This is a genomic window from Halorubrum sp. SD626R (genome assembly GCF_001261915.1).
Classification (GTDB): Archaea; Halobacteriota; Halobacteria; order Halobacteriales; family Haloferacaceae; genus Halorubrum.
Map to the genome: position 1 here is coordinate 1 of NZ_CVRT01000009.1, position 16,999 is coordinate 16,999.

At 71.6% G+C, this 16,999-nt stretch carries 16 protein-coding genes; 9 read left to right on the forward strand and 7 right to left on the reverse strand.

The window, feature by feature from the left end; translation table 11 throughout:
* Positions 1–163 precede the first annotated feature (163 nt).
* The 4 genes from SD626R_RS00405 to SD626R_RS00420 all read right to left on the reverse strand — a co-directional run bounded on the left by SD626R_RS00405 (position 164) and on the right by SD626R_RS00420 (position 3,842).
* Positions 164–1,156, reverse strand: coding sequence for a CPBP family intramembrane glutamic endopeptidase (locus SD626R_RS00405; protein WP_092561951.1), 993 nt, complete (start codon positions 1,154–1,156; stop codon positions 164–166).
* Between the two features lie 135 nt (positions 1,157–1,291).
* Entirely contained in the window at positions 1,292–1,837 is a 546-nt protein-coding gene (locus tag SD626R_RS00410) for an NUDIX hydrolase (RefSeq protein ID WP_092561954.1), read from the reverse strand.
* A 34-nt stretch (positions 1,838–1,871) separates the two neighbouring features.
* A complete protein-coding gene (locus SD626R_RS00415) occupies positions 1,872–2,327 on the reverse strand; it encodes a hypothetical protein (protein WP_092561957.1) in 456 nt (151 codons plus the stop codon).
* A gap of 87 nt (positions 2,328–2,414) precedes the next feature.
* A complete protein-coding gene (locus SD626R_RS00420; RefSeq protein ID WP_092561960.1) occupies positions 2,415–3,842 on the reverse strand; it encodes a DNA polymerase Y family protein in 1,428 nt (475 codons plus the stop codon).
* 153 nt (positions 3,843–3,995) lie between these two features.
* Between SD626R_RS00420 and SD626R_RS00425 the strand changes: the two genes are divergently transcribed.
* The 4 genes from SD626R_RS00425 to SD626R_RS00440 all read left to right on the forward strand — a co-directional run bounded on the left by SD626R_RS00425 (position 3,996) and on the right by SD626R_RS00440 (position 8,713).
* Positions 3,996–5,789: a PAS domain-containing protein gene (locus SD626R_RS00425; protein ID WP_092561963.1), complete on the forward strand. Its 1,794-nt coding sequence runs from the start codon at positions 3,996–3,998 to the stop codon at positions 5,787–5,789.
* A gap of 133 nt (positions 5,790–5,922) precedes the next feature.
* A complete protein-coding gene (locus tag SD626R_RS00430; protein WP_092561966.1) occupies positions 5,923–7,239 on the forward strand; it encodes an MFS transporter in 1,317 nt (438 codons plus the stop codon).
* Positions 7,240–7,674: 435 nt separating this feature from the next.
* Positions 7,675–7,953, forward strand: a complete 279-nt coding sequence (locus SD626R_RS00435; RefSeq protein WP_092561969.1) for a zinc ribbon domain-containing protein — start codon at positions 7,675–7,677, stop codon at positions 7,951–7,953.
* Positions 7,954–8,038: 85 nt separating this feature from the next.
* Positions 8,039–8,713 (forward strand): phosphate ABC transporter permease, encoded by a 675-nt coding sequence (locus SD626R_RS00440; protein WP_092561972.1) that lies wholly within the window; start codon positions 8,039–8,041, stop codon positions 8,711–8,713.
* A 27-nt stretch (positions 8,714–8,740) separates the two neighbouring features.
* Here SD626R_RS00440 and SD626R_RS00445 read toward each other — a convergent pair whose 3' ends face one another.
* Positions 8,741–9,601 carry a 3-hydroxyacyl-CoA dehydrogenase family protein gene (locus tag SD626R_RS00445; protein ID WP_092561976.1) on the reverse strand — a complete coding sequence of 287 codons (861 nt, stop codon included), beginning with the start codon at positions 9,599–9,601 and terminating at the stop codon, positions 8,741–8,743.
* 244 nt (positions 9,602–9,845) lie between these two features.
* Here SD626R_RS00445 and SD626R_RS00450 point away from each other — a divergent pair, with 244 nt between their 5' ends.
* The 3 genes from SD626R_RS00450 to SD626R_RS00460 all read left to right on the forward strand — a co-directional run bounded on the left by SD626R_RS00450 (position 9,846) and on the right by SD626R_RS00460 (position 13,493).
* Positions 9,846–10,649, forward strand: coding sequence for a class I fructose-bisphosphate aldolase (locus SD626R_RS00450; RefSeq protein ID WP_092561979.1), 804 nt, complete (start codon positions 9,846–9,848; stop codon positions 10,647–10,649).
* Positions 10,649–11,578 (forward strand): class 1 fructose-bisphosphatase, encoded by a 930-nt coding sequence (locus SD626R_RS00455; protein ID WP_092561982.1) that lies wholly within the window; start codon positions 10,649–10,651, stop codon positions 11,576–11,578. The genes SD626R_RS00450 and SD626R_RS00455 overlap by 1 nt, the downstream gene beginning before the upstream one ends.
* A 97-nt stretch (positions 11,579–11,675) precedes the next feature.
* Entirely contained in the window at positions 11,676–13,493 is a 1,818-nt protein-coding gene (locus SD626R_RS00460) for an acyl-CoA carboxylase subunit beta (RefSeq protein WP_092561985.1), read from the forward strand.
* Between the two features lie 36 nt (positions 13,494–13,529).
* Here SD626R_RS00460 and SD626R_RS00465 read toward each other — a convergent pair whose 3' ends face one another.
* Positions 13,530–14,081, reverse strand: coding sequence for a DedA family protein (locus SD626R_RS00465; protein WP_092561988.1), 552 nt, complete (start codon positions 14,079–14,081; stop codon positions 13,530–13,532).
* A gap of 197 nt (positions 14,082–14,278) precedes the next feature.
* On the opposite strand from SD626R_RS00465, the gene SD626R_RS00470 reads away from it, so the two are divergent.
* Together SD626R_RS00470 and gfo6 are read left to right on the forward strand one after the other, a co-directional pair.
* Positions 14,279–14,806, forward strand: coding sequence for a redoxin domain-containing protein (locus tag SD626R_RS00470; protein ID WP_092561991.1), 528 nt, complete (start codon positions 14,279–14,281; stop codon positions 14,804–14,806).
* Positions 14,807–14,855: 49 nt separating this feature from the next.
* A complete protein-coding gene (gene gfo6, locus SD626R_RS00475) occupies positions 14,856–15,950 on the forward strand; it encodes a D-xylose 1-dehydrogenase Gfo6 (RefSeq protein WP_092561994.1) in 1,095 nt (364 codons plus the stop codon).
* Between the two features lie 33 nt (positions 15,951–15,983).
* Here gfo6 and SD626R_RS00480 read toward each other — a convergent pair whose 3' ends face one another.
* On the reverse strand, positions 15,984–16,826 hold the full coding sequence (locus tag SD626R_RS00480; RefSeq protein ID WP_092561997.1) for an aldo/keto reductase: 843 nt from the start codon (positions 16,824–16,826) through the stop codon (positions 15,984–15,986).
* Between the last annotated feature and the right edge of the window lie 173 nt (positions 16,827–16,999).

A 16,999-nucleotide genomic window follows, 5' to 3' on the forward strand; every position in this document is an offset into this window, starting at 1 on the left:
TGGAACGAACCCGCCGCCCGCTACGAACAGGCCGTCCAACTCTTCGAGTAACGAGTTCGAGTCACCTACCCCCGACGGCTGCGACTCAGGTATTCTCCCGTGGGCGGTCCGGGCGACTCTCGCCGCCGGACCGATTCGCGTGCGTGCAGTTTTTCGCCAGCACTCAGACCGGCAGCAGCGCCGCCCCGGCGGCGGCCGCGCGCTCCAGTTCCGGGCCGTACGCGATCACGATGTAGAGGAGCGACAGGAGGATGCTGTTGTACAGCGCGTGCATCAGGGCGACGACGACGAGGTTCCCGGTGTACTCGTACACCGCGCCGAACAGGAGGCTCGGGAACACCAGGAGGCCGATCGCGATCGCCACGCCCGACGCGCCGCCGCCGGACAGCGAGATCACGTGTGCGGGGGCGAACACCGCGCTCGCGACGACGATGGCGGGGGCCGCCGGCAGCGACTCGCGCAGGCGGCTCTGGACCACGCCGCGGAAGAGGAACTCCTCGCAGGGGCCGACGACGAGGAACATCGCGAGGACGATGGCGGGGATGATAGCCGGGTTCTGCATCGCCACCGCCGCGCCCTGGTTCTGTGCGGGCTCGACGCCCGAACTCGCCACGACAGCCGACAGCGTCAGCGCGACCGCGAACGTCGCCACCGCCCCGACGACGGCGATCACGAGCCCGAGGAGACTCGGGCGCTCGATCCCGAGGTACGCGACGATCCGCGCCCGATCGAAGCCGCGGAGCCGCAGGTACGCGAGGCCGGTCCCGACGAACGCGACGTACTGTCCCACGACGAGCGAGAGCGCGAGCGAGACGCCGAGCGAGAAGCCGCCGACCAGCTGGCCGACCTGCGCGAAGACGAGCGAGACGGCGACGTACGCGAGGACGCCGAGCACGCCCACGCCGACCGCCGAGCCGACCGTCCTCGGGAGAGAGTCGCCGCCGATCGGTGGGCCGTCATCGGCCGGAGCGGCGCGGTCGGTCGGCGCGGTCGCGTCAGTCGAAACGGAGGCCTCGGTCGGTGAACCGCCGTCCGCAGGTGGCCCGCCGTCGGTCGGTGAACCGCCGTCCGCAGGTGGCCCGCCGTCGGTCGGGGACCCGCCGTCCGGCGCGCTCGCGGGCGAGCCGTTCGGATCGCCGCTGGAGGGGTCGGTCATTACCCGCGGTAGGAACCGGTCACGCATAGGCCTGTTCGTCGATACGGCGTCCCGCGTCCGCGGCGAGGGTGAACTGCACGTCGTCCATCGCGCGTCCCTCCGCCGATCGCCTCCTCGTCGCTCGTTCTCCCTAGCTCACCGCCGGGTCAGCTCGTACCAGAGCACGGCGGTCACGGCCCGCCCGTCGCGGAGCCCCTCGTCGACGACGGCCGACAGCAGGTCGTCGTACGGGACCGTCTCGACCGCGATCGACTCGTTGTGGTCGAGGTCGCGCTCGGCCGTGGGTTCACAGCCCGTCGCGAGGAAGTGGTGGTGGACCGCGTTCGCCATCCCGTTCGTCGGCTCGACCGTCGTCAGGCGCTCGAAGGCGTCGGCCTCGTACCCCGTCTCCTCGGCGAGCTCACGGGCGGCGGCCCGTCCGAGGTCGTCGGCGTCCTCGGGTTCCACCGTCCCGGCGGGGAGCCCGCGGTTGACCCGGCCGACCGCCTGCCGCCACTCGTCGATGACGACGACGTCGCCGTCGGGGGTCAGCGGGAGCACCACGACCGCCGCCGGCTCGTCGACGTAGTGGAACCCGTCGGTCTCGCCGTCAGGGAAGCGCACCTCGTCGCGGCGCACGTCGAAGCCGGGGCAGCGGTAGTCGATCTCGGTGTCGAGCGTCTCCCACGCCAGGTCGTCCATGCGTCGGGGTCGGCGCTCGGGCACCTAAATCCCCTCACTCGGCCGGGGCCTCTTCGCTTCGAGCCCGGAACGCCTCCACGCCTCGGACCGCGACCGCGCCGGCGACCCACGCGAGCGTCCCCAGCGCGAGCGCCTCGACGCCCACGAAGACGAGGCCGTCGAGCCCGAGGAGCGCGGCGACCCGTTCCCCGACGGGGCGCCCCGGGAGCCCGAGCAGGTAGTGGTCGGCGTTTGACCCGAGCAGGGCGCCGTAGACGGTCGCCCACGCGAGCGCCAGCCCCGCCCGCCGGTAGGCGAGGGCGGCGGCCGCGACGACGCCGAGGAGCGCCGCCTGTCCCGCGAGGAACACGACGCCGCCGGCGACCTCGAAGACCCCGAGCGCGTAGGCGGCGAAGGAGACGAGGAACAGCAGCGGCGGGACGAGGAGGCGGTACCGACGCGGCGAGCCGTCACGGTTCGATCCGAGGAGGAGGCGGCGAGCGAGGGACATGCGAGCACGTGGTCGCGACGCGAGGGTAAAACCCACGCCCGGTTTCGGCGCGGCGGTCCGGGCTCCGCGCGCCGCGTCGCGGCCGACTCACTCCCACTCTCCGAGCGACGCCTGGCCCTCGCCGCGCTCGCTCGCCCGCCGGTCGCGCGACCCGTCCGTCTCGCCCTCGTCCCCGGCGCTCGGCTCGCCGCCGACCCAGTCGGTGAGCTTCCCGCCGTCGCCGTCGGTGGCGGCCGAGCCCGTCCGGGCCCCGCGGCCGCGGTCGCTCGCGGCTCCGTCTCCGCCCCCCGTCCCCTCGCCCGCGTCGAACCCCCCGAGGGTCGACTGATCGCTCTCGGCGAAGTCGAGGTTCGAGACGCGCACGCCGAGCTTGCGGACGCGGTCGTCGGCGAACTCCGCGAGGAGGTCGAACGCGACCGACTCCACGAGGTCGGGGTCGTCGACCGGCCCGGGGAGGCTCCGCGCCCGGGTGTTGACGTCGTAGGGCGGCTCGACCGCCTTGATTCCGATGGTGCGGTAGAGGCACCCCCGCTCGCGGGCCCGCCGGGCCACGTCGGCCGCGAGCGCCGCCACCGTCTCCCGCTTCGTCTCCTCGTCCGCGGTCGGCGACAGCGACGACTCCCGCGAGAGGCTCTTCGGGAGCCCCGTCGGGGTGACCTCCCGCTCGTCGTCGCCGCGGGCGCGCCGATGCAGTTCGGGGCCGCGCTCGCCCAGCTCCTCGGCGAGGCGGTCGGGGTCGGCGGCCGCGAGGTCGGCGGCGGTCTCGATCCCCATCTCGGCGAGCGTCCGCTCAGTCACGGGGCCGACACCGTGGATCTCCGCGGTCGACAGCGGCGCGAGGAAGGACTCGACGGAGCCGGGCGGCACGACCACGAGCCCGTCCGGCTTGTCGGCGTCGCTGGCGACCTTCGCGGTCGACATGTTCGGCGCCACGCCGACGCTCGCGGGCACCCCGGCCTCGCGCTCGATCCCCTCCTTGACGTGCCGGGCGTACCCCTCCGCGAGGGTCCGCGCCTCGGCGGGACCGGCCGCGGTGCTCTCTCCCGCCCCGGCGGCGTCCCACGCGGTCCGGTCGGTGACGTCGAGGTACGCCTCGTCGACGCTCACCTCGCGGAGCACGTCGGCGCAGTCCCGGAGGACGGCCTTCACGTCGCCCGCGACTTCCTTATAAAAGTCGAGATCGACGGGGAGGTACCGGCCGGCCGACTCGGGGTCAGGCGCGTCCGGATCGTCGGGGTCGGCGTCGGCCCGTCGGGGGAGCAGGTCGAGCGCCTCGGAGATCGGCATCGCGCTCTCGACGCCGAACGCGCGGGCCTCGTAGCTCGCGGTCGCGACCGCGCCGATCGTCTCGCCCGCCTCGTACCCCATGCCGACGACCACGGGCTCGCCCGCGAGCTCGGGGCGCCGAAGGCGCTCGCAGGAGGCGTAAAAGCAGTCCATGTCGACGTGGAACACGACGCGGTCGCTCCCGTCCGCCTCGTCGGTCGCCGTCCCGGGGAGCGTGCCGCCCGCCATCGCCCGAGGCTCCGCGCCCCGTCGCCTTAAGAATCAGCCACGCGCGGCGGTAGTGGAACCGGGGGTCGGCGTCCCGCCGCCGCCCGGCGTTCGATCCTCAGAACTGATACCCGGGTCGGTATTCGTTTAACCGACCGCGGCGTACGCCGCGCCATGCTCGAACGGATCGACGTGTTACACGTCGACGACGACCCCTCCGTGCTGGACCTGACGGAGGCGTACCTGGAACGCGAACTGGAGTCTGTCGCGGTGACGAGCGTCACGGCGCCCTCGGACGCGCTGAACGAGCTCGACGGCGGTCGGTTCGACTGCATCGTCAGCGACTACGACATGCCCGGCATGGACGGGCTGGAGTTCTTCGAGCGGCTCCGCGAGACCGACCGCTCGATCCCCTTCGTGCTGTACACCGGGAAGGGGAGCGAGGAGATCGCGAGCCAGGCGCTCAACGCGGGCGTCACCGGCTACTTCCAGAAGGGCGGCCCGGAGCAGCTACGACGGCTCGCGAATCGCGTTCACCAGGCGGTCGACGAGCACCGCACCCGGGAGATCGCGGACCGCTACTCCACCGTCATCGAGGCGCTCGGCTACCCGGTCTACGTCGTCGACGAGACCGGCGTCTTCCGGTTCGTCAACGAGCCGTTCGCGGAGCTGACCGGCTACGACCGCGAGGAGATAATCGGCAGTCCGCCGGGCTTCATCAAGGAGGACGAGGCCGTCGAGGAGGCCGAAGACCGGCTCGGGACCATCCTCTCCGACGCCGGGCCCGACGTCCAGCACTTCCCGGTCGACATCGTCCCGAAGGAGGGCGAGCCGGTCCCCTGCCGGGACCACATGGCTGCGCTGCCGTACGACGGGGAGTGCTTCGAGGGGAGCGTCGGCATCCTGCGCGACGTCTCCGACGAGGTGGAGCGGCGCGAGGAGCTGGAGACGAAGACCCGCGCGCTCGACGAGGCGCCCGTCGGCATCACCATCACGGACCCCGACCTCCCGGACAACCCGATGGTGTACGTCAACGACCGGTTCGTCGAGATGACCGGCTACGACCGCGAGGAGTCGATCGGCGTGAACTGCCGGTTCCTGCAGGGGCCGGACACCGACGAGGAACCCGTCTCCGAGCTCCGCCGGGCGGTCGAGTCGGAGGAGCCGACGAGCGTCGAGCTGCTGAACTACCGGAAGGACGGCACCGAGTTCTGGAACCGGGTCAGCATCGCTCCCATCCGCGACGCGGACGGGCGGGTCACCGAGTGGGTCGGCTTCCAGGAGGACATCACGCGGTTCAAGGAGCGCGAGGCGGCGCTCGAACGCCAGAACGAGCGGCTCGACTCCTTCGCCGGCATCGTCTCGCACGACCTCCGGAACCCGCTCAACGTCGCGCAGGGCCGCGTCGACCTGGCGCAGATGACGACGGACGAGGCCGACGAGCACCTCGACGCCGCCGCCGCCGCCCTCGACCGGATCGAGTCCATCGTCGAGCACACGCTCACGCTCGCCCGCGAGGGCGACACCGTCGGCGACCCCGAGTCGGTCGACCTCGCGGGGGTCGCCGCGGACAGCTGGGAGACTGTCGACACCGGCGGCGCCGAGCTGGCGGTCGAGACCGACCGCGAGGCGCTGGCCGACCCCGACCGGCTCCGGAACCTCTTCGAGAACCTCATCCGGAACGCCGTGGAGCACGGCGGCCCGGAGGTGACGGTCCGCGTCGGCGACCTCGACGACGGCTTCTACGTCGCCGACGACGGGCCGGGGATCCCTGAGGGGGTCGCCGACGACCTCTTCGAGCCCGGCCAGAGCGGCGTCGAGGGGAACACCGGCTTCGGGCTGGCGATCGTCCAGGAGATCGCCACCGCGCACGGCTGGACCGTCTCGGTGACCGAGTCGGCCGACGGCGGTGCGAGGTTCGAGATCCGCGGGATCGAGCGCCAGCGGCCGCCGCTGGCGGAGGCGTAGGGGTCGACGGTCCCCTCGCCCCCGACCGTCCGCAGTCGGCCCGGATCGCCCGCGGTCGGCTCGGACCGCCCGGAACCGGAACGACTCCCGCCGTTCGCAAACGCCTTTATAATCCCGACCGAATCGGGAGGAAATGGGGACGCTCTCCGGGATCGCCGACACCGACCGACGGGTCATCGTGCTCGCGCTCGCCCGGATGGTCGGGGCCGCCGGCAACTCCTTCCTCATCGTCGTGCTGCCGCTGTACGTCGCGAGCGACCTGATCGACATCAGCGCGCTCCTCGGAACCGAGGTCGGCGTCGGCGCGGCGTCGGTCACGGTGACGGAGCCGCTGCTCATCGGGATCGTCCTCTCGCTGTTCGGCTTCCTCAACAGCTTCTCGCAGCCGGTCACCGGACGGCTCTCGGACCGAATGGGCGTCAGGCGCCCGTTCGTACTGATCGGCATCCTGCTCTTAGGGACCGCGAGCGGGCTGTACACCGTCGCGACCGTCTACTGGCAGCTGGTCGTCCTCCGGGCGATACAGGGGGTCGGCGCGTCGCTGATCATCCCCGCGACGGTCGCGCTGGTCAACGAGTACGCGTCGGCCGACGACGACCGCGGCGGGAACTTCGGCGTCTACAACACGTTCCGGCTGATCGGCTTCGGTTTCGGACCGGTCCTGGCCGGCGCCGTCGTCGAGGCGGGCCCGTACGACCTCACGGCGGTCGGGCTCCCCGTGGTCGACGGCTTCGACGCCGCCTTCGCCGCCGCCTGCGGCGGGGCGTACCTCAGTTTCGTCCTCGTGTTCCTCCTCGTCCGCGACGCGGCCGAGTCCAGTGAGGCGAGCGACGACCTCTCGATCCGCGTGCGGGGCGAGGGCGACCGCCTGCTCGACCCCGTCTTCGCGCTCGGGCTGGCGACGGTGGCGATGGGGATGTGCATCGCGCTGTTCGCGACGCTCCAGAACCAGGTGAACGTCCGGCTCGATCAGGCGCCGGTGTGGTTCGGGATCCAGTTCGGGGCGGTCACCGTCGCCAACGTCCTCCTGCAGGTTCCCGTGGGACAGGCCAGCGACCGGATCGGGCGCCGACCCTTCCTGCTCGCCGGCTTCGTGCTCCTCGTCCCGACGACGCTGCTGCAGGGGATCGTCACCGACCCGATCGTGATGACGCTCGTCCGGCTGGGACAGGGCGTCGCCGTCGCCTTCGTCTTCGCGCCGTCGCTCGCGATCGCCGGCGACCTCGCGCGGGAGGGCGAGTCCGGGACGACCCTCTCCGTCCTCACGATGGGGTTCGGCTTCGGCATCGCGCTCGGCCCCCTCGCGTCCGGCTGGCTCGTCGGCTTCGGCTTCGTCGTCCCGTTCGCGGTGGGCGCGGCGCTCGCGATCGTCGCGTTCGCGGCGGTCGTGACGCAGGTCGAGGAGACGCTCGGCGCGAGCGACGACGCCGGCGCGGTCGCGGCGGACTGAGGGCGACCGACCGCCCACACTTACGAAATCCGTGCCCGACCGCGGCCGATCCCCGTGGCGCGCCGCCGAGCGGCCGCCCCCGGCGGCCGCGAGGCGACCGCGAGGGAGGCGGCGGGTCAGCGCGGTATCGCCCGCGCTGACCCGTCCGCCGAGGCTGGGGAGGCGTGAGGCTGCGGTCGCGGTAGGGGTGGGACTCAAAGGGGCAGCCGCGAGGGCGAAGCACGACGACGTAAGTACCGCAGCGAAGGAGCGAACCCAGTGAGCGACTGAGCGAGGAACGCAACGAGTCGCGCGAGCCCTCGCGACTGGGGCTTTGGAGGTGTTCTCCGTCGATCGCGTATCAATAATTTACACACGATCAGCGGAGAACTCGGAGAACCGCACCGGAATCGCGGTCAATCGCTTATAAGTTCGTGACCCGCCAACCTCGTCTCCGTGCCGAACGACCGCGTCCGCTGCGTCGACTGCCGGGAGCCGATCCCGAGCGATGCCCGGGTCTGTCCCCACTGCGAGACCGTCCAGCCGTCGCCGCTCGTCGACGTCGCGGTGGTCGTCGTGGGCGTCTTCGCGTTCGCCTTCGGGCTGCTCCTCGCGACCCAGACGATCGGAACGAGTCGGCTGCTCGGCTTCCTGCTGCTCGTCGTCGGCTTCGGCCTCGCCGTCGGCGGCTACACCCGTCACGTCGACCGGCAGGCGGGGCGGCGGGCGCGGTGAGGTCGACCGATCCGAGCTCACACCGCCGCCGCCGCGGCCGCCCGGTCCGGCGGCTTTTAACCATCGCCGGCGAAAAGCCGGGCGTATGCTCACCCCAGTCAACGCCGGACTCGTCCTCGCGGGGCTGCTCCTCGCGTTCGTCGGCGCCGCGGTCTCCGTCTACGCCGTCACGCTGACCGGACTGCTCGTCGGCGGCGGCGCGGGCTACCTCGCCGCGCCGAGCCTCGTCGGGCTGCTCGCGGTCGACGGGCTGGTCCTGACGGGCGTTGCGGTCGCGGTCGGCGCCGCGGTCGGCGGCTTCCTCGCGTACGCCGGGCTCTCGTTCGCCGTCGTCGCCATCGGCGGACTGGTCGGGGGCTTCGCCGGGCGGTTCGCGGTCGGCCCGCTGTACGCGGCCGACGCGGCCGGGATCGAGGGGACGCTCCTCCTGGTCGGCGCGACGCTCGCGGGCGTCGCGGTCGGCGCGCTGTTCGGCTTCGTGCTGAGCCGGACGACGCTCGTCGTCTCGACCGCGTTCATCGGCGGGGCGTTCGCGTCGCGGTCGGTCACCCCCGCGACGCTCGACGCGGCCGCCGCCGGGCCGTCGGTGGATCCCCTCCTGTTCGACGTCAGCGCGCCCGCCTTCGCCGCCGTCTTCGTCCTCGGCGCGCTCTCGCAGCTCGGGCTGTTCCGGTTCGGCTACGTGACGACGCTGGTCGGGCTCCTCCCCGGCGCGCGGCGGTGGACCGCGAACGACGACCGGGACGCGGAGGGCGCGTAGTCGGACTCCCGACGATCGCCTCGTCTCCTACTCGTCGTACTCGTAGAAGCCGCGCCCCGTCTTCTTCCCGAGGTCGCCGGCCTCCACCTTGCGCTTGACGAGGTACGCCGGCTTGTAGCGGTCGCCGAGCTCCGCGTGGAGCGTCTCGCTGGCGTCGAGCACCACGTCGAGCCCGATGTGGTCGGCGAGTTCGAGGGGTCCCATCGGGACGTTCGTCCCGAGCCGCATCCCGCGGTCGATGTCGGCCTTCTCGGCGACGCCCTCGTCGAAGGCGCGGACGCCCTCGTTGATCCACGGCATCAGGATGCGGTTCGTGACGAAGCCGGGCTTGTCGTCGGACTCCCACGTCTCCTTGCCGAGGTCCTCGGCGAAGGCGTGCGCGAACTCGGCGACCGCGTCGGCGGTTCGCTCCCCGACGACGACCTCCACGCCGTCCATGATCGGCACCGGGTTCATGAAGTGGAGACCGATCACGTCGCTCGCGCGGTCCGTGGCGCTCGCGATGGTCGTGATCGACAGCGTCGAGGTGTTCGTCGCGAGCACCACGTCGTCGTCGGTCACGTCGTCGAGGTCGGCGAACACGTCGCGTTTCACCTCCATCTCCTCGACCGCGGCCTCGACGATGAGATCGGCGGCCGCGAGGTCGTCGAGATCGGTGGTGCCCGCGATCCGGTCGCGGATCGTCTCGGGCTCCTCGTCGAGCGCGCCCTTCGACGCCAGCCGGTCGAGGCTGTCGTCGACGGCGTCGAGACCGCGCTCGACGTACTCCCGCTCGATGTCGCGCATCACGACCTCGTAGCCGGCGGTCGCGGCGACCTGCGCGATCCCGTTGCCCATCGTGCCGGCCCCCACCACGCCGACGACGTCGATATCGGATAGCTCTCGCATGGGGGTCGCTGCCGCGCCGCGAATCGTAAGTATTGCGGCTCCGTCGGCGCGACTCCCCGATCGCGCCCCGTTCGGAGGGCGGTCGTTTCGGATGTCCAATATGTAACTATTCGAGTAGTAAGTATGTGAAACGCGGATCCCCTCTCAAACGCGAGCGAAACGCGCGGACGCCGCCGAATCCGTTTCTTTACGTCCGCCGAAACGACCATAGCGTTTTTTATCGATGTAACGGGAGTACGAACTGATGCTTCCTCACGCCGCCGACGACATCGAACGCGACGGGAAATCGCTGATCCTGGCGTACGACCACGGGATCGAGCACGGACCGGTGGACTTCGAGCCGAACCCCGACACGGCCGACCCGGAGCGGATCTTCGAGCTCGGCACCCACGAGGCGGTCACCGCGCTGGCCGTCCAGAAGGGGCTCGCGGAGGCGTACTTCCCGGACTACGAGGACGAGGTGAACCTCCTGTTGAAGCTCAACGGGACCTCGAACCTCTGGATGGGCGAGCCGGACAGCGCGGTCAACTGCACGCCCGAGTACGCGGCCGAACTCGGCGCCGACGCGATCGGATTCACCGTCTACGGCGGCTCGAACCACGAGATCGAGATGGCCGAGGAGTTCCGGCGGGCCCAGGAGGGCGCCCGCGCCCACGACATGGGCGTCGTCATGTGGTCGTACCCGCGCGGTCAGGGTCTCCGAAACGACGGGAGTCCGGACGTGATCTCGTACGGCGCGCGGCTCGGCCTGGAGCTCGGCGCCGACGTGGTGAAAGTGAAGTACCCCGGCTCCGCCGAGGCGATGGGCCACGCCGTCGAGATGGCCGGCCCCGCGGACGTCGTGATGTCCGGCGGGACGATGCGCGACGACGAAGAGTTCCTCCGGAACGTCTCGAACGCCATCGACGCGGGCGCGACCGGGATCGCGGTCGGGCGGAACGTCTTCCAGCGCGACGAGCCCGAGCGCATCCTCGACGCGTTAGAGGCCGTGATCTTCGACGAGGAACCTCCCGTCGAGGCGCTGGCCACCGCCGAGAGCGCCGACTGATGAGCGACCTCGATCCCGCCGCCGACGGGGGCGACCCCGCCGACCCGGACCCGACCGTCGAGGCCGTCTTCGACGCGGTCGCCGCGACGGCCCCCGAGATCCGGGCCGCGCTCCCCGGTCGTCGGGTCGAGAGCGGGACGGCCAACCCCTCGGGCGAGTCGGTGCTGGCCGGCGACCTCTACGCCGACGAGCTGCTCGGCGAGGCGATCACCGCGATAGACGGCGTCGGCTCGTTCGTCAGCGAGGAGCGCGAGGCCGCGGTCGACGCCGGCGGCGCGGTCGGCGGCGACGCGGACGGCGGGCCCTACGCGGTCGCGATCGACCCCCTCGACGGCTCCTCGAACCTCCGGTCGAACAACGCGATGGGTACCGTCGTCGGGATCTACGACGCGCCGCTCCCCGCGACCGGCCGCGACCTCGTCGCCGCCGGCTACGTCCTCTACGGCCCGATCACGACGATGGTGGTCGCCGACGCGTCCGGCGTCCGCGAGGAGGTGGTGGAGCGGGACGGGGAGGGGTCCGTCTCCCGTTCCGTCGTCGAGGGGGACCTGACGCTCCCCGACGAGCCTCTCGTCTACGGCTTCGGCGGGCGCGTCCCCGACTGGCCCGACGACTTCACCGCCTTCGCCCGCGAGGTCGAGGACGAGCTGAAGCTCCGGTACGGCGGCGCCATGGTCGGCGACGTGAACCAGGTGCTCACCTACGGCGGGATCTTCGCGTACCCCGCCCTCGTCGACGCGCCCGAGGGGAAGCTCCGGCTCTCCTTCGAGGCGAACCCGATCGCGTACATCGTCGAGGCCGCCGGCGGGGCCGCCACCGACGGCCAGACCGACATCCTCGACGTCGAGCCCGAGGGCGTCCACGACCGCGTGCCGCTGTACGTCGGCAACGAGGAACTCGTCGAGCGGCTGCAGGCGACGCTGGACTGAACGGGACGACCGCGACCCGCTTCGCCGTCGATTCGGGTTCGGCGTCGGTCGGATCCGCATGGAAAACTGTTTAGGATCCACCGCAAATCTTGCGTCCATGAGAGTCCACGTCGGCGCGGCGGCGACGCCGGAAGAGGCCGAGGCGATCGCGCGGTCGCTCGCCGAACACCTCGGCGTCGACGTCGATGTCCACGTCGGTGACGCGGCGGAGCCCGCCGCGAGCGCCGAACCCCCCGAGACGGCCTACCCCCTCGACGACGACCTCGGTCCCACCGACCGCGAGCGCGACCTTCAGGCCGAGATCGACGACATCCTGCAGGGGGGGCCGGAGAAGTACCGCGACCGCCTCTCCGAACAGGGGAAGCTGTTCGTCCGCGACCGGCTCGACCTCTGGTTCGGCGGCGAGGGCGGAACGCGCGGCGCGGGCGACGCGAGCGACGGCGACCCGGCGGGGCTCCACTTCGAGGACGGGAAGTTCGCCGCGTTCGACGACTGGCACCCGAACGCGCCGAATCGCGAGAGCGACGACTCCGACGGTGACGACTCCGAGGCGACGAGCGACCGCCTCTCCGCCGACGGCCTGCTCACCGGCGCCGCCGAGTTCGAGGGGCGCGACGTCCACTTCATGGCCAACGACTTCACGGTGAAGGCCGGGTCGATGGCGGCGAAGGGCGTCGAGAAGTTCCTGCGGATGCAGCAGCGGGCCCTGAAGACGGGCAAGCCCGTGCTCTACCTGATGGACTCCTCCGGCGGGCGGATCGACCAGCAGAGCGGCTTCTTCGCCAACCGCGAGGGGATCGGGAAGTACTACTACAACCACTCGATGCTCTCCGGCGCGGTCCCGCAGATCTGCGTCCTCTACGGCCCCTGTATCGCCGGCGCCGCCTACACGCCCGTCTTCGCGGACTTCACCGTCATGGTCGAGGGGATGTCCGCGATGGCGATCGCCTCGCCGCGGATGGTGAAGATGGTCACCGGCGAGGAGATCGAGCTTGACGAGCTGGGCGGCCCCCGCGTCCACGCCGAGGAGTCCGGCTCCGCCGACCTGGTCGCCCGCGACGAGGAGCACGCCCGCCAGCTCGTCGCCGACCTGATCGGGTACCTCCCCGACAAAGCGGGAGAGAAACCCCCGAAACGCGAGACGAGACCCCCCAAATTCTCGCCCGAGGGGATCGACGAGCTGATCCCGGAGGCGCCGAACCGCCCCTACGACGCCCGCGACCTGCTCGACCGGATCGCCGACGCGGAGTCGGTGTTCGAGCTGAAGGAGGGGTACGGCCCGGAGATCGTCACGGCGTTCTGCCGGATCGACGGCCGCCCCGTCGGCGTCGTCGCCAACCAGCCGACGGAGCGCTCGGGCGCCATCTTCCCGGACGCGGCGGAGAAGGCGGCCGAGTTCATCTGGACCTGCGACGCCTACGAGATCCCCCTGTTGTACCTCTGTGACACGCCCGGCTTCATGGCCGGCTCGCAGGTCGAGAAGGACGCGATCTTAGAGAAGGGAAAGAAGATGATCTACGCCACCTCCTCCGCGACGGTCCCGAAGCAGACCGTCGTCGTCCGGAAGGCGTACGGCGCGGGCATCTACGCGATGGGCGGGCCCGCCTACGACCCCGAGAGCGTGATCGGGCTCCCCTCGGGCGAGATCGGGATCATGGGCCCCGAGGCCGCGATCAACGCCGTCTACGCCCGGAAGCTCGCGGCGATCGACGACCCGGAGGAGCGCGCGGAGACCGAGGCGCGCCTGCGCGAGGAGTACCGCGAGGACATCGACGTCCACCGGATGGCCAGCGAGGTCGTCATCGACGAGATCGTCCCGCCCTCGACGCTCCGCGAGGAGCTCGCGGCCCGGTTCGCGTTCTACGAGGACGTGGAGAAGGACCTGCCGGAGAAGAAACACGGAACGGTCCTCTGAGCGAACTCGCCGGCGCGCGAGCGCGTCGACGGGGAGTCAGCGTAAGGCCGCGACCCACTCGGCGCCGAGGAGCTCGGCCGCGCTCCCGACCCCGAGCGCCACCGCGATCCCGACAGCGAGCAGCGCGCCGGCGTACGCGGCGGACCCGACCAGCGACGCGGCGGCGAATCGCGAGGCGGAGACCGACGAGGCGTTCGCGGTCGGGACGGCGAGCCAGCCGCGCGTCCCCGGGACCGCGTTCGAGGCCGCCACCGCGGGGAGCCCCCACCGGTCGAACCAGCGGCTCGCGCCGTCGAGCGTACTATCGCCGACCGGAACGAGGGGGAGCGACGTCGGGTCCGCGTCGAACCGGCGGACGGCGACGAAGACGGCCGACTGGCCGACGGTCGCGCCGATCACCGCCGCGGCGAACACCGGCGCGACGGCGACCGCCTCGACGCCGACGGCGACGACCGCGGTCACGAACAGGGTCCGGGCGGGGAGCACCTTCCCGACGAGCGCGCCCTCCAGCGCGAACACCGCGAACACCGCGACGGCGCCGTAGCCCTCGACGAGGGCGAACGCGGTCGCCGCGTGGGCACTAAACACGACCGTACTCGACCGCCCACACGTAAAGCTCTTACACCGTGAGCGGTGCTCTCAGGTGTCATAGACACGTTTGAACGGATGGATTCGGATCTATTCGAACGGATTCGGATAGGCTCGGATCCATTCCGATCGCGGACGGACGCGACCCAGACCGACCGTCGGTGGGGTATTTGTCGGTCGCCCGCGCAGGCCTCGTCATGGTAGACATCGGGGTCAAGGCGCCCGACTTCATCGCGCCCGCGGTCGCCGACGGGACCGCGACGGAGCTGGCGCTGTTCCGGCTCGCCGACGGCTGCGAGGCGGTCGCGCTCTGCTTCGCGCCCGCGAACTTCGTCCCGACCTGCACGGCCGAGTTCGCCGCGGTGCGGGACGCGGGCTGGCACGGCCGCGACGACCTCGCCGTCGTCGCGCTCACCGGCGACTCGCTGTACGCGGGGTTCGCGTACGCCGACCGGTTCGACCTCCCCTTCCCGGTCGTCTCTGACTTCCACGGCGGCGTCGCCGACTCGTACGACCTGCTCGCCGACTCCTGGGAGGGACACTCGGACATCCCGCGCCGAGCGACGGTCGTGATCGGCGGGGACTGGACCGTCCGGTTCGCGGAGGCGACGACGGACGCGCTCGACCGACCGGCGCCCTCGCCCGTTCAGAACGCGACCGCGGCGCTCCGCGAGCTCGGCGTCGACGTCGACCGACCGCGAGTGAACTACGACGGGCCGTGGTGAGGCCGGCGTCGCGGTGGGTTATTTCACGCCTCCGCGCCGACGTTCCCTCATGGAAACCGACTTGGCGGAGTACCTCGACGAGTTCACGCACCGGGACTGGGAGACCCTCGAACCGGACGCCGTCACCGACCCCGTCCGAGTCGCGGTCGTCGGCGCGGGCTGGTTCGCCCGCGACTGGGCGCTGCCGGGCATCTCGCGGTCGGCGTACACCGAGGCGACGGTCGTCACCGACGTCGACGAGGACGCCGTCTCCACCGTCGCCGCCGGGCGCGACCTGACCGGCGTCACCCCCGAGGAGTTCCGCTCCGGAGCCGTCGCGGACGCGTACGACGCCGTGTACGTCGCGACGCCCAACGCGACCCACCTGGAGTACGTCGAGGCCGCCGCCGCGCAGGGGAAGGCGGTCCTCTGCGAGAAACCCCTCGAAGCGACCCTCGACCGCGCGCGCAGCCTCGTGGCGGCGTGCGAGGAGGCCGGCGTGCCGCTGATGGTCGGCTACCGGATGCAGACCGACCCAGCTGTCCGGCGGCTCCGCGACCTCCTCGACGCGGGCGTCGCGGGCGAGGTGATCCACGTCCACGCGACGATGTCGCAGACGATGCTGGGCGAGCTCGGAAGTGACACGGACCAGTGGCGGCTCGACCCGGAGCTGTCCGGCGGCTGCGCGGCCATGGACCTGGGCGTCTACCCGCTCAACACGACCCGGTTCGCGCTCGGCGACGACCCGGTGCGCGTGTCGGGCCGGACCCGCTCGGAGCACGAGGCGTTCGCCGACGTCGACGAACACGCCACGTTCCGGCTGGAGTTCCCGGACGACGTCGACGCGCTGTGCACGGTGAGCCAGAACGCCCAGCACGCGAGCCGACTGGAGGTCACCGGCACGGAGGCCAGACTGATCCTCGACCCGGCCTTCTACGAGCGGGAGGACCGCGGGTTCGCCGTCGTCCGCGGCGGCACCCGCGTCGACGTGGACTTCGACCAGGTCCACCAGATCGAAGAGGAGTTCGCGTACTTCGGCCACCAGCTCCTCGCGGGCGAACCGTTCCACGCCGACGGCGAGCACGCCCTCACGGACATGCGCGCGCTCGACGGCGTCTACGAGTCGGCGGAGACCGGGCGGCCGGTGGCGCTCGGCGGCGACTGAGGCGCGGCCTGACGGGGGGAGACCGCGAGCCCGTTACTGCTCGATCCCGTACACGTCGCTCGTCCAGTCGCGGGCCGGGGTGTCGTACACCGGCGCGTCGCGGTCGCGCTCGTCGATTCGCCGGCGGTCGGCCTCGTCGAGCGCCCAGTCGAGGTCGGCGTTGGCCCGGACGTGGTCCGGCGTCGACGACCGCGGCAGGGGGACGACGCCGCGGTCGACCGCCCACCGAATGACGACCTGTGCGGGATGCTTGTCGTACTCCTCCGCCAACCCGGCGACGACCTCGTCGCCGAACACGTCGGTCCGCCCGAGCGGCGCCGCGGCCTCGATAACGGTGTCGGACTCGCGACAGTAGTCGACGAGGTCCGGGCGCTGGAACCACGGGTGGAACTCGATCTGGTTGACCGCGATCGGCACGTCCGAGACGTGGTGGGCGCAGCTCAGCTGGTACGCGCTGAAGTTCGAGACGCCGACGTCGCGGACGAGCCCGCGGTCGCGCAGCTCGGCCATCGCCCGAAGGGTCTCGCGCAGCGAGATGGCGGGATTCGGCCAGTGGATGAGGTACAGGTCGAGATAGTCGGTCCCGAGCCGGTCGAGCGACGCCTCGCACGACTCGATCACCGACTCGTAGTTGAGGTTCTTCGCGAGCACCTTCGAGGTGAGGAACACGTCGTCGCGGTCGACGTCGCTCGCCGCGAGCGCGTCGCCGATGACCGCCTCGTTGCGGTAGCCCTCGGCCGTGTCGATGTGGCCGTAGCCCGCGTCGAGCGCCGCGCGGACGCTGTCGGCCGTCTCGTCGTCGTCGAGGTCGTACGTGCCCAGTCCGAGCGCCGGGAGCTCGGCGCCGCTCGGAAGCGTCTTCGTTGGTATGGTCACGGTAGAGGTGTTCGACGGATCGCCGATTGAAACTACCGGTCGGGGAACCGGCGGTCCCGTCGAAGCCGATCCGCGGTGGCGCGTGCCGCCGAGCGCCCGCAGGGCGCGAGGTGCACGCGCGAGGGAGTCGCTGGCGGCGCCAGCCGCCAGCGACGAGGCTGGGGAGGCGTGAG

Coding starts and splice junctions, on each gene's coding strand:
- SD626R_RS00405 (WP_092561951.1), bottom strand. CDS start 1,156: ATGACCGACCCCTCCAGCGGCGATCCGAACGGCTCGCCCGCGAGCGCG.
- SD626R_RS00410 (WP_092561954.1), bottom strand. CDS start 1,837: ATGGACGACCTGGCGTGGGAGACGCTCGACACCGAGATCGACTACCGC.
- SD626R_RS00415 (WP_092561957.1), bottom strand. CDS start 2,327: ATGTCCCTCGCTCGCCGCCTCCTCCTCGGATCGAACCGTGACGGCTCG.
- SD626R_RS00420 (WP_092561960.1), bottom strand. CDS start 3,842: ATGGCGGGCGGCACGCTCCCCGGGACGGCGACCGACGAGGCGGACGGG.
- SD626R_RS00425 (WP_092561963.1), top strand. CDS start 3,996: ATGCTCGAACGGATCGACGTGTTACACGTCGACGACGACCCCTCCGTG.
- SD626R_RS00430 (WP_092561966.1), top strand. CDS start 5,923: ATGGGGACGCTCTCCGGGATCGCCGACACCGACCGACGGGTCATCGTG.
- SD626R_RS00440 (WP_092561972.1), top strand. CDS start 8,039: ATGCTCACCCCAGTCAACGCCGGACTCGTCCTCGCGGGGCTGCTCCTC.
- SD626R_RS00445 (WP_092561976.1), bottom strand. CDS start 9,601: ATGCGAGAGCTATCCGATATCGACGTCGTCGGCGTGGTGGGGGCCGGC.
- SD626R_RS00450 (WP_092561979.1), top strand. CDS start 9,846: ATGCTTCCTCACGCCGCCGACGACATCGAACGCGACGGGAAATCGCTG.
- SD626R_RS00455 (WP_092561982.1), top strand. CDS start 10,649: ATGAGCGACCTCGATCCCGCCGCCGACGGGGGCGACCCCGCCGACCCG.
- SD626R_RS00460 (WP_092561985.1), top strand. CDS start 11,676: ATGAGAGTCCACGTCGGCGCGGCGGCGACGCCGGAAGAGGCCGAGGCG.
- SD626R_RS00470 (WP_092561991.1), top strand. CDS start 14,279: ATGGTAGACATCGGGGTCAAGGCGCCCGACTTCATCGCGCCCGCGGTC.
- gfo6 (WP_092561994.1), top strand. CDS start 14,856: ATGGAAACCGACTTGGCGGAGTACCTCGACGAGTTCACGCACCGGGAC.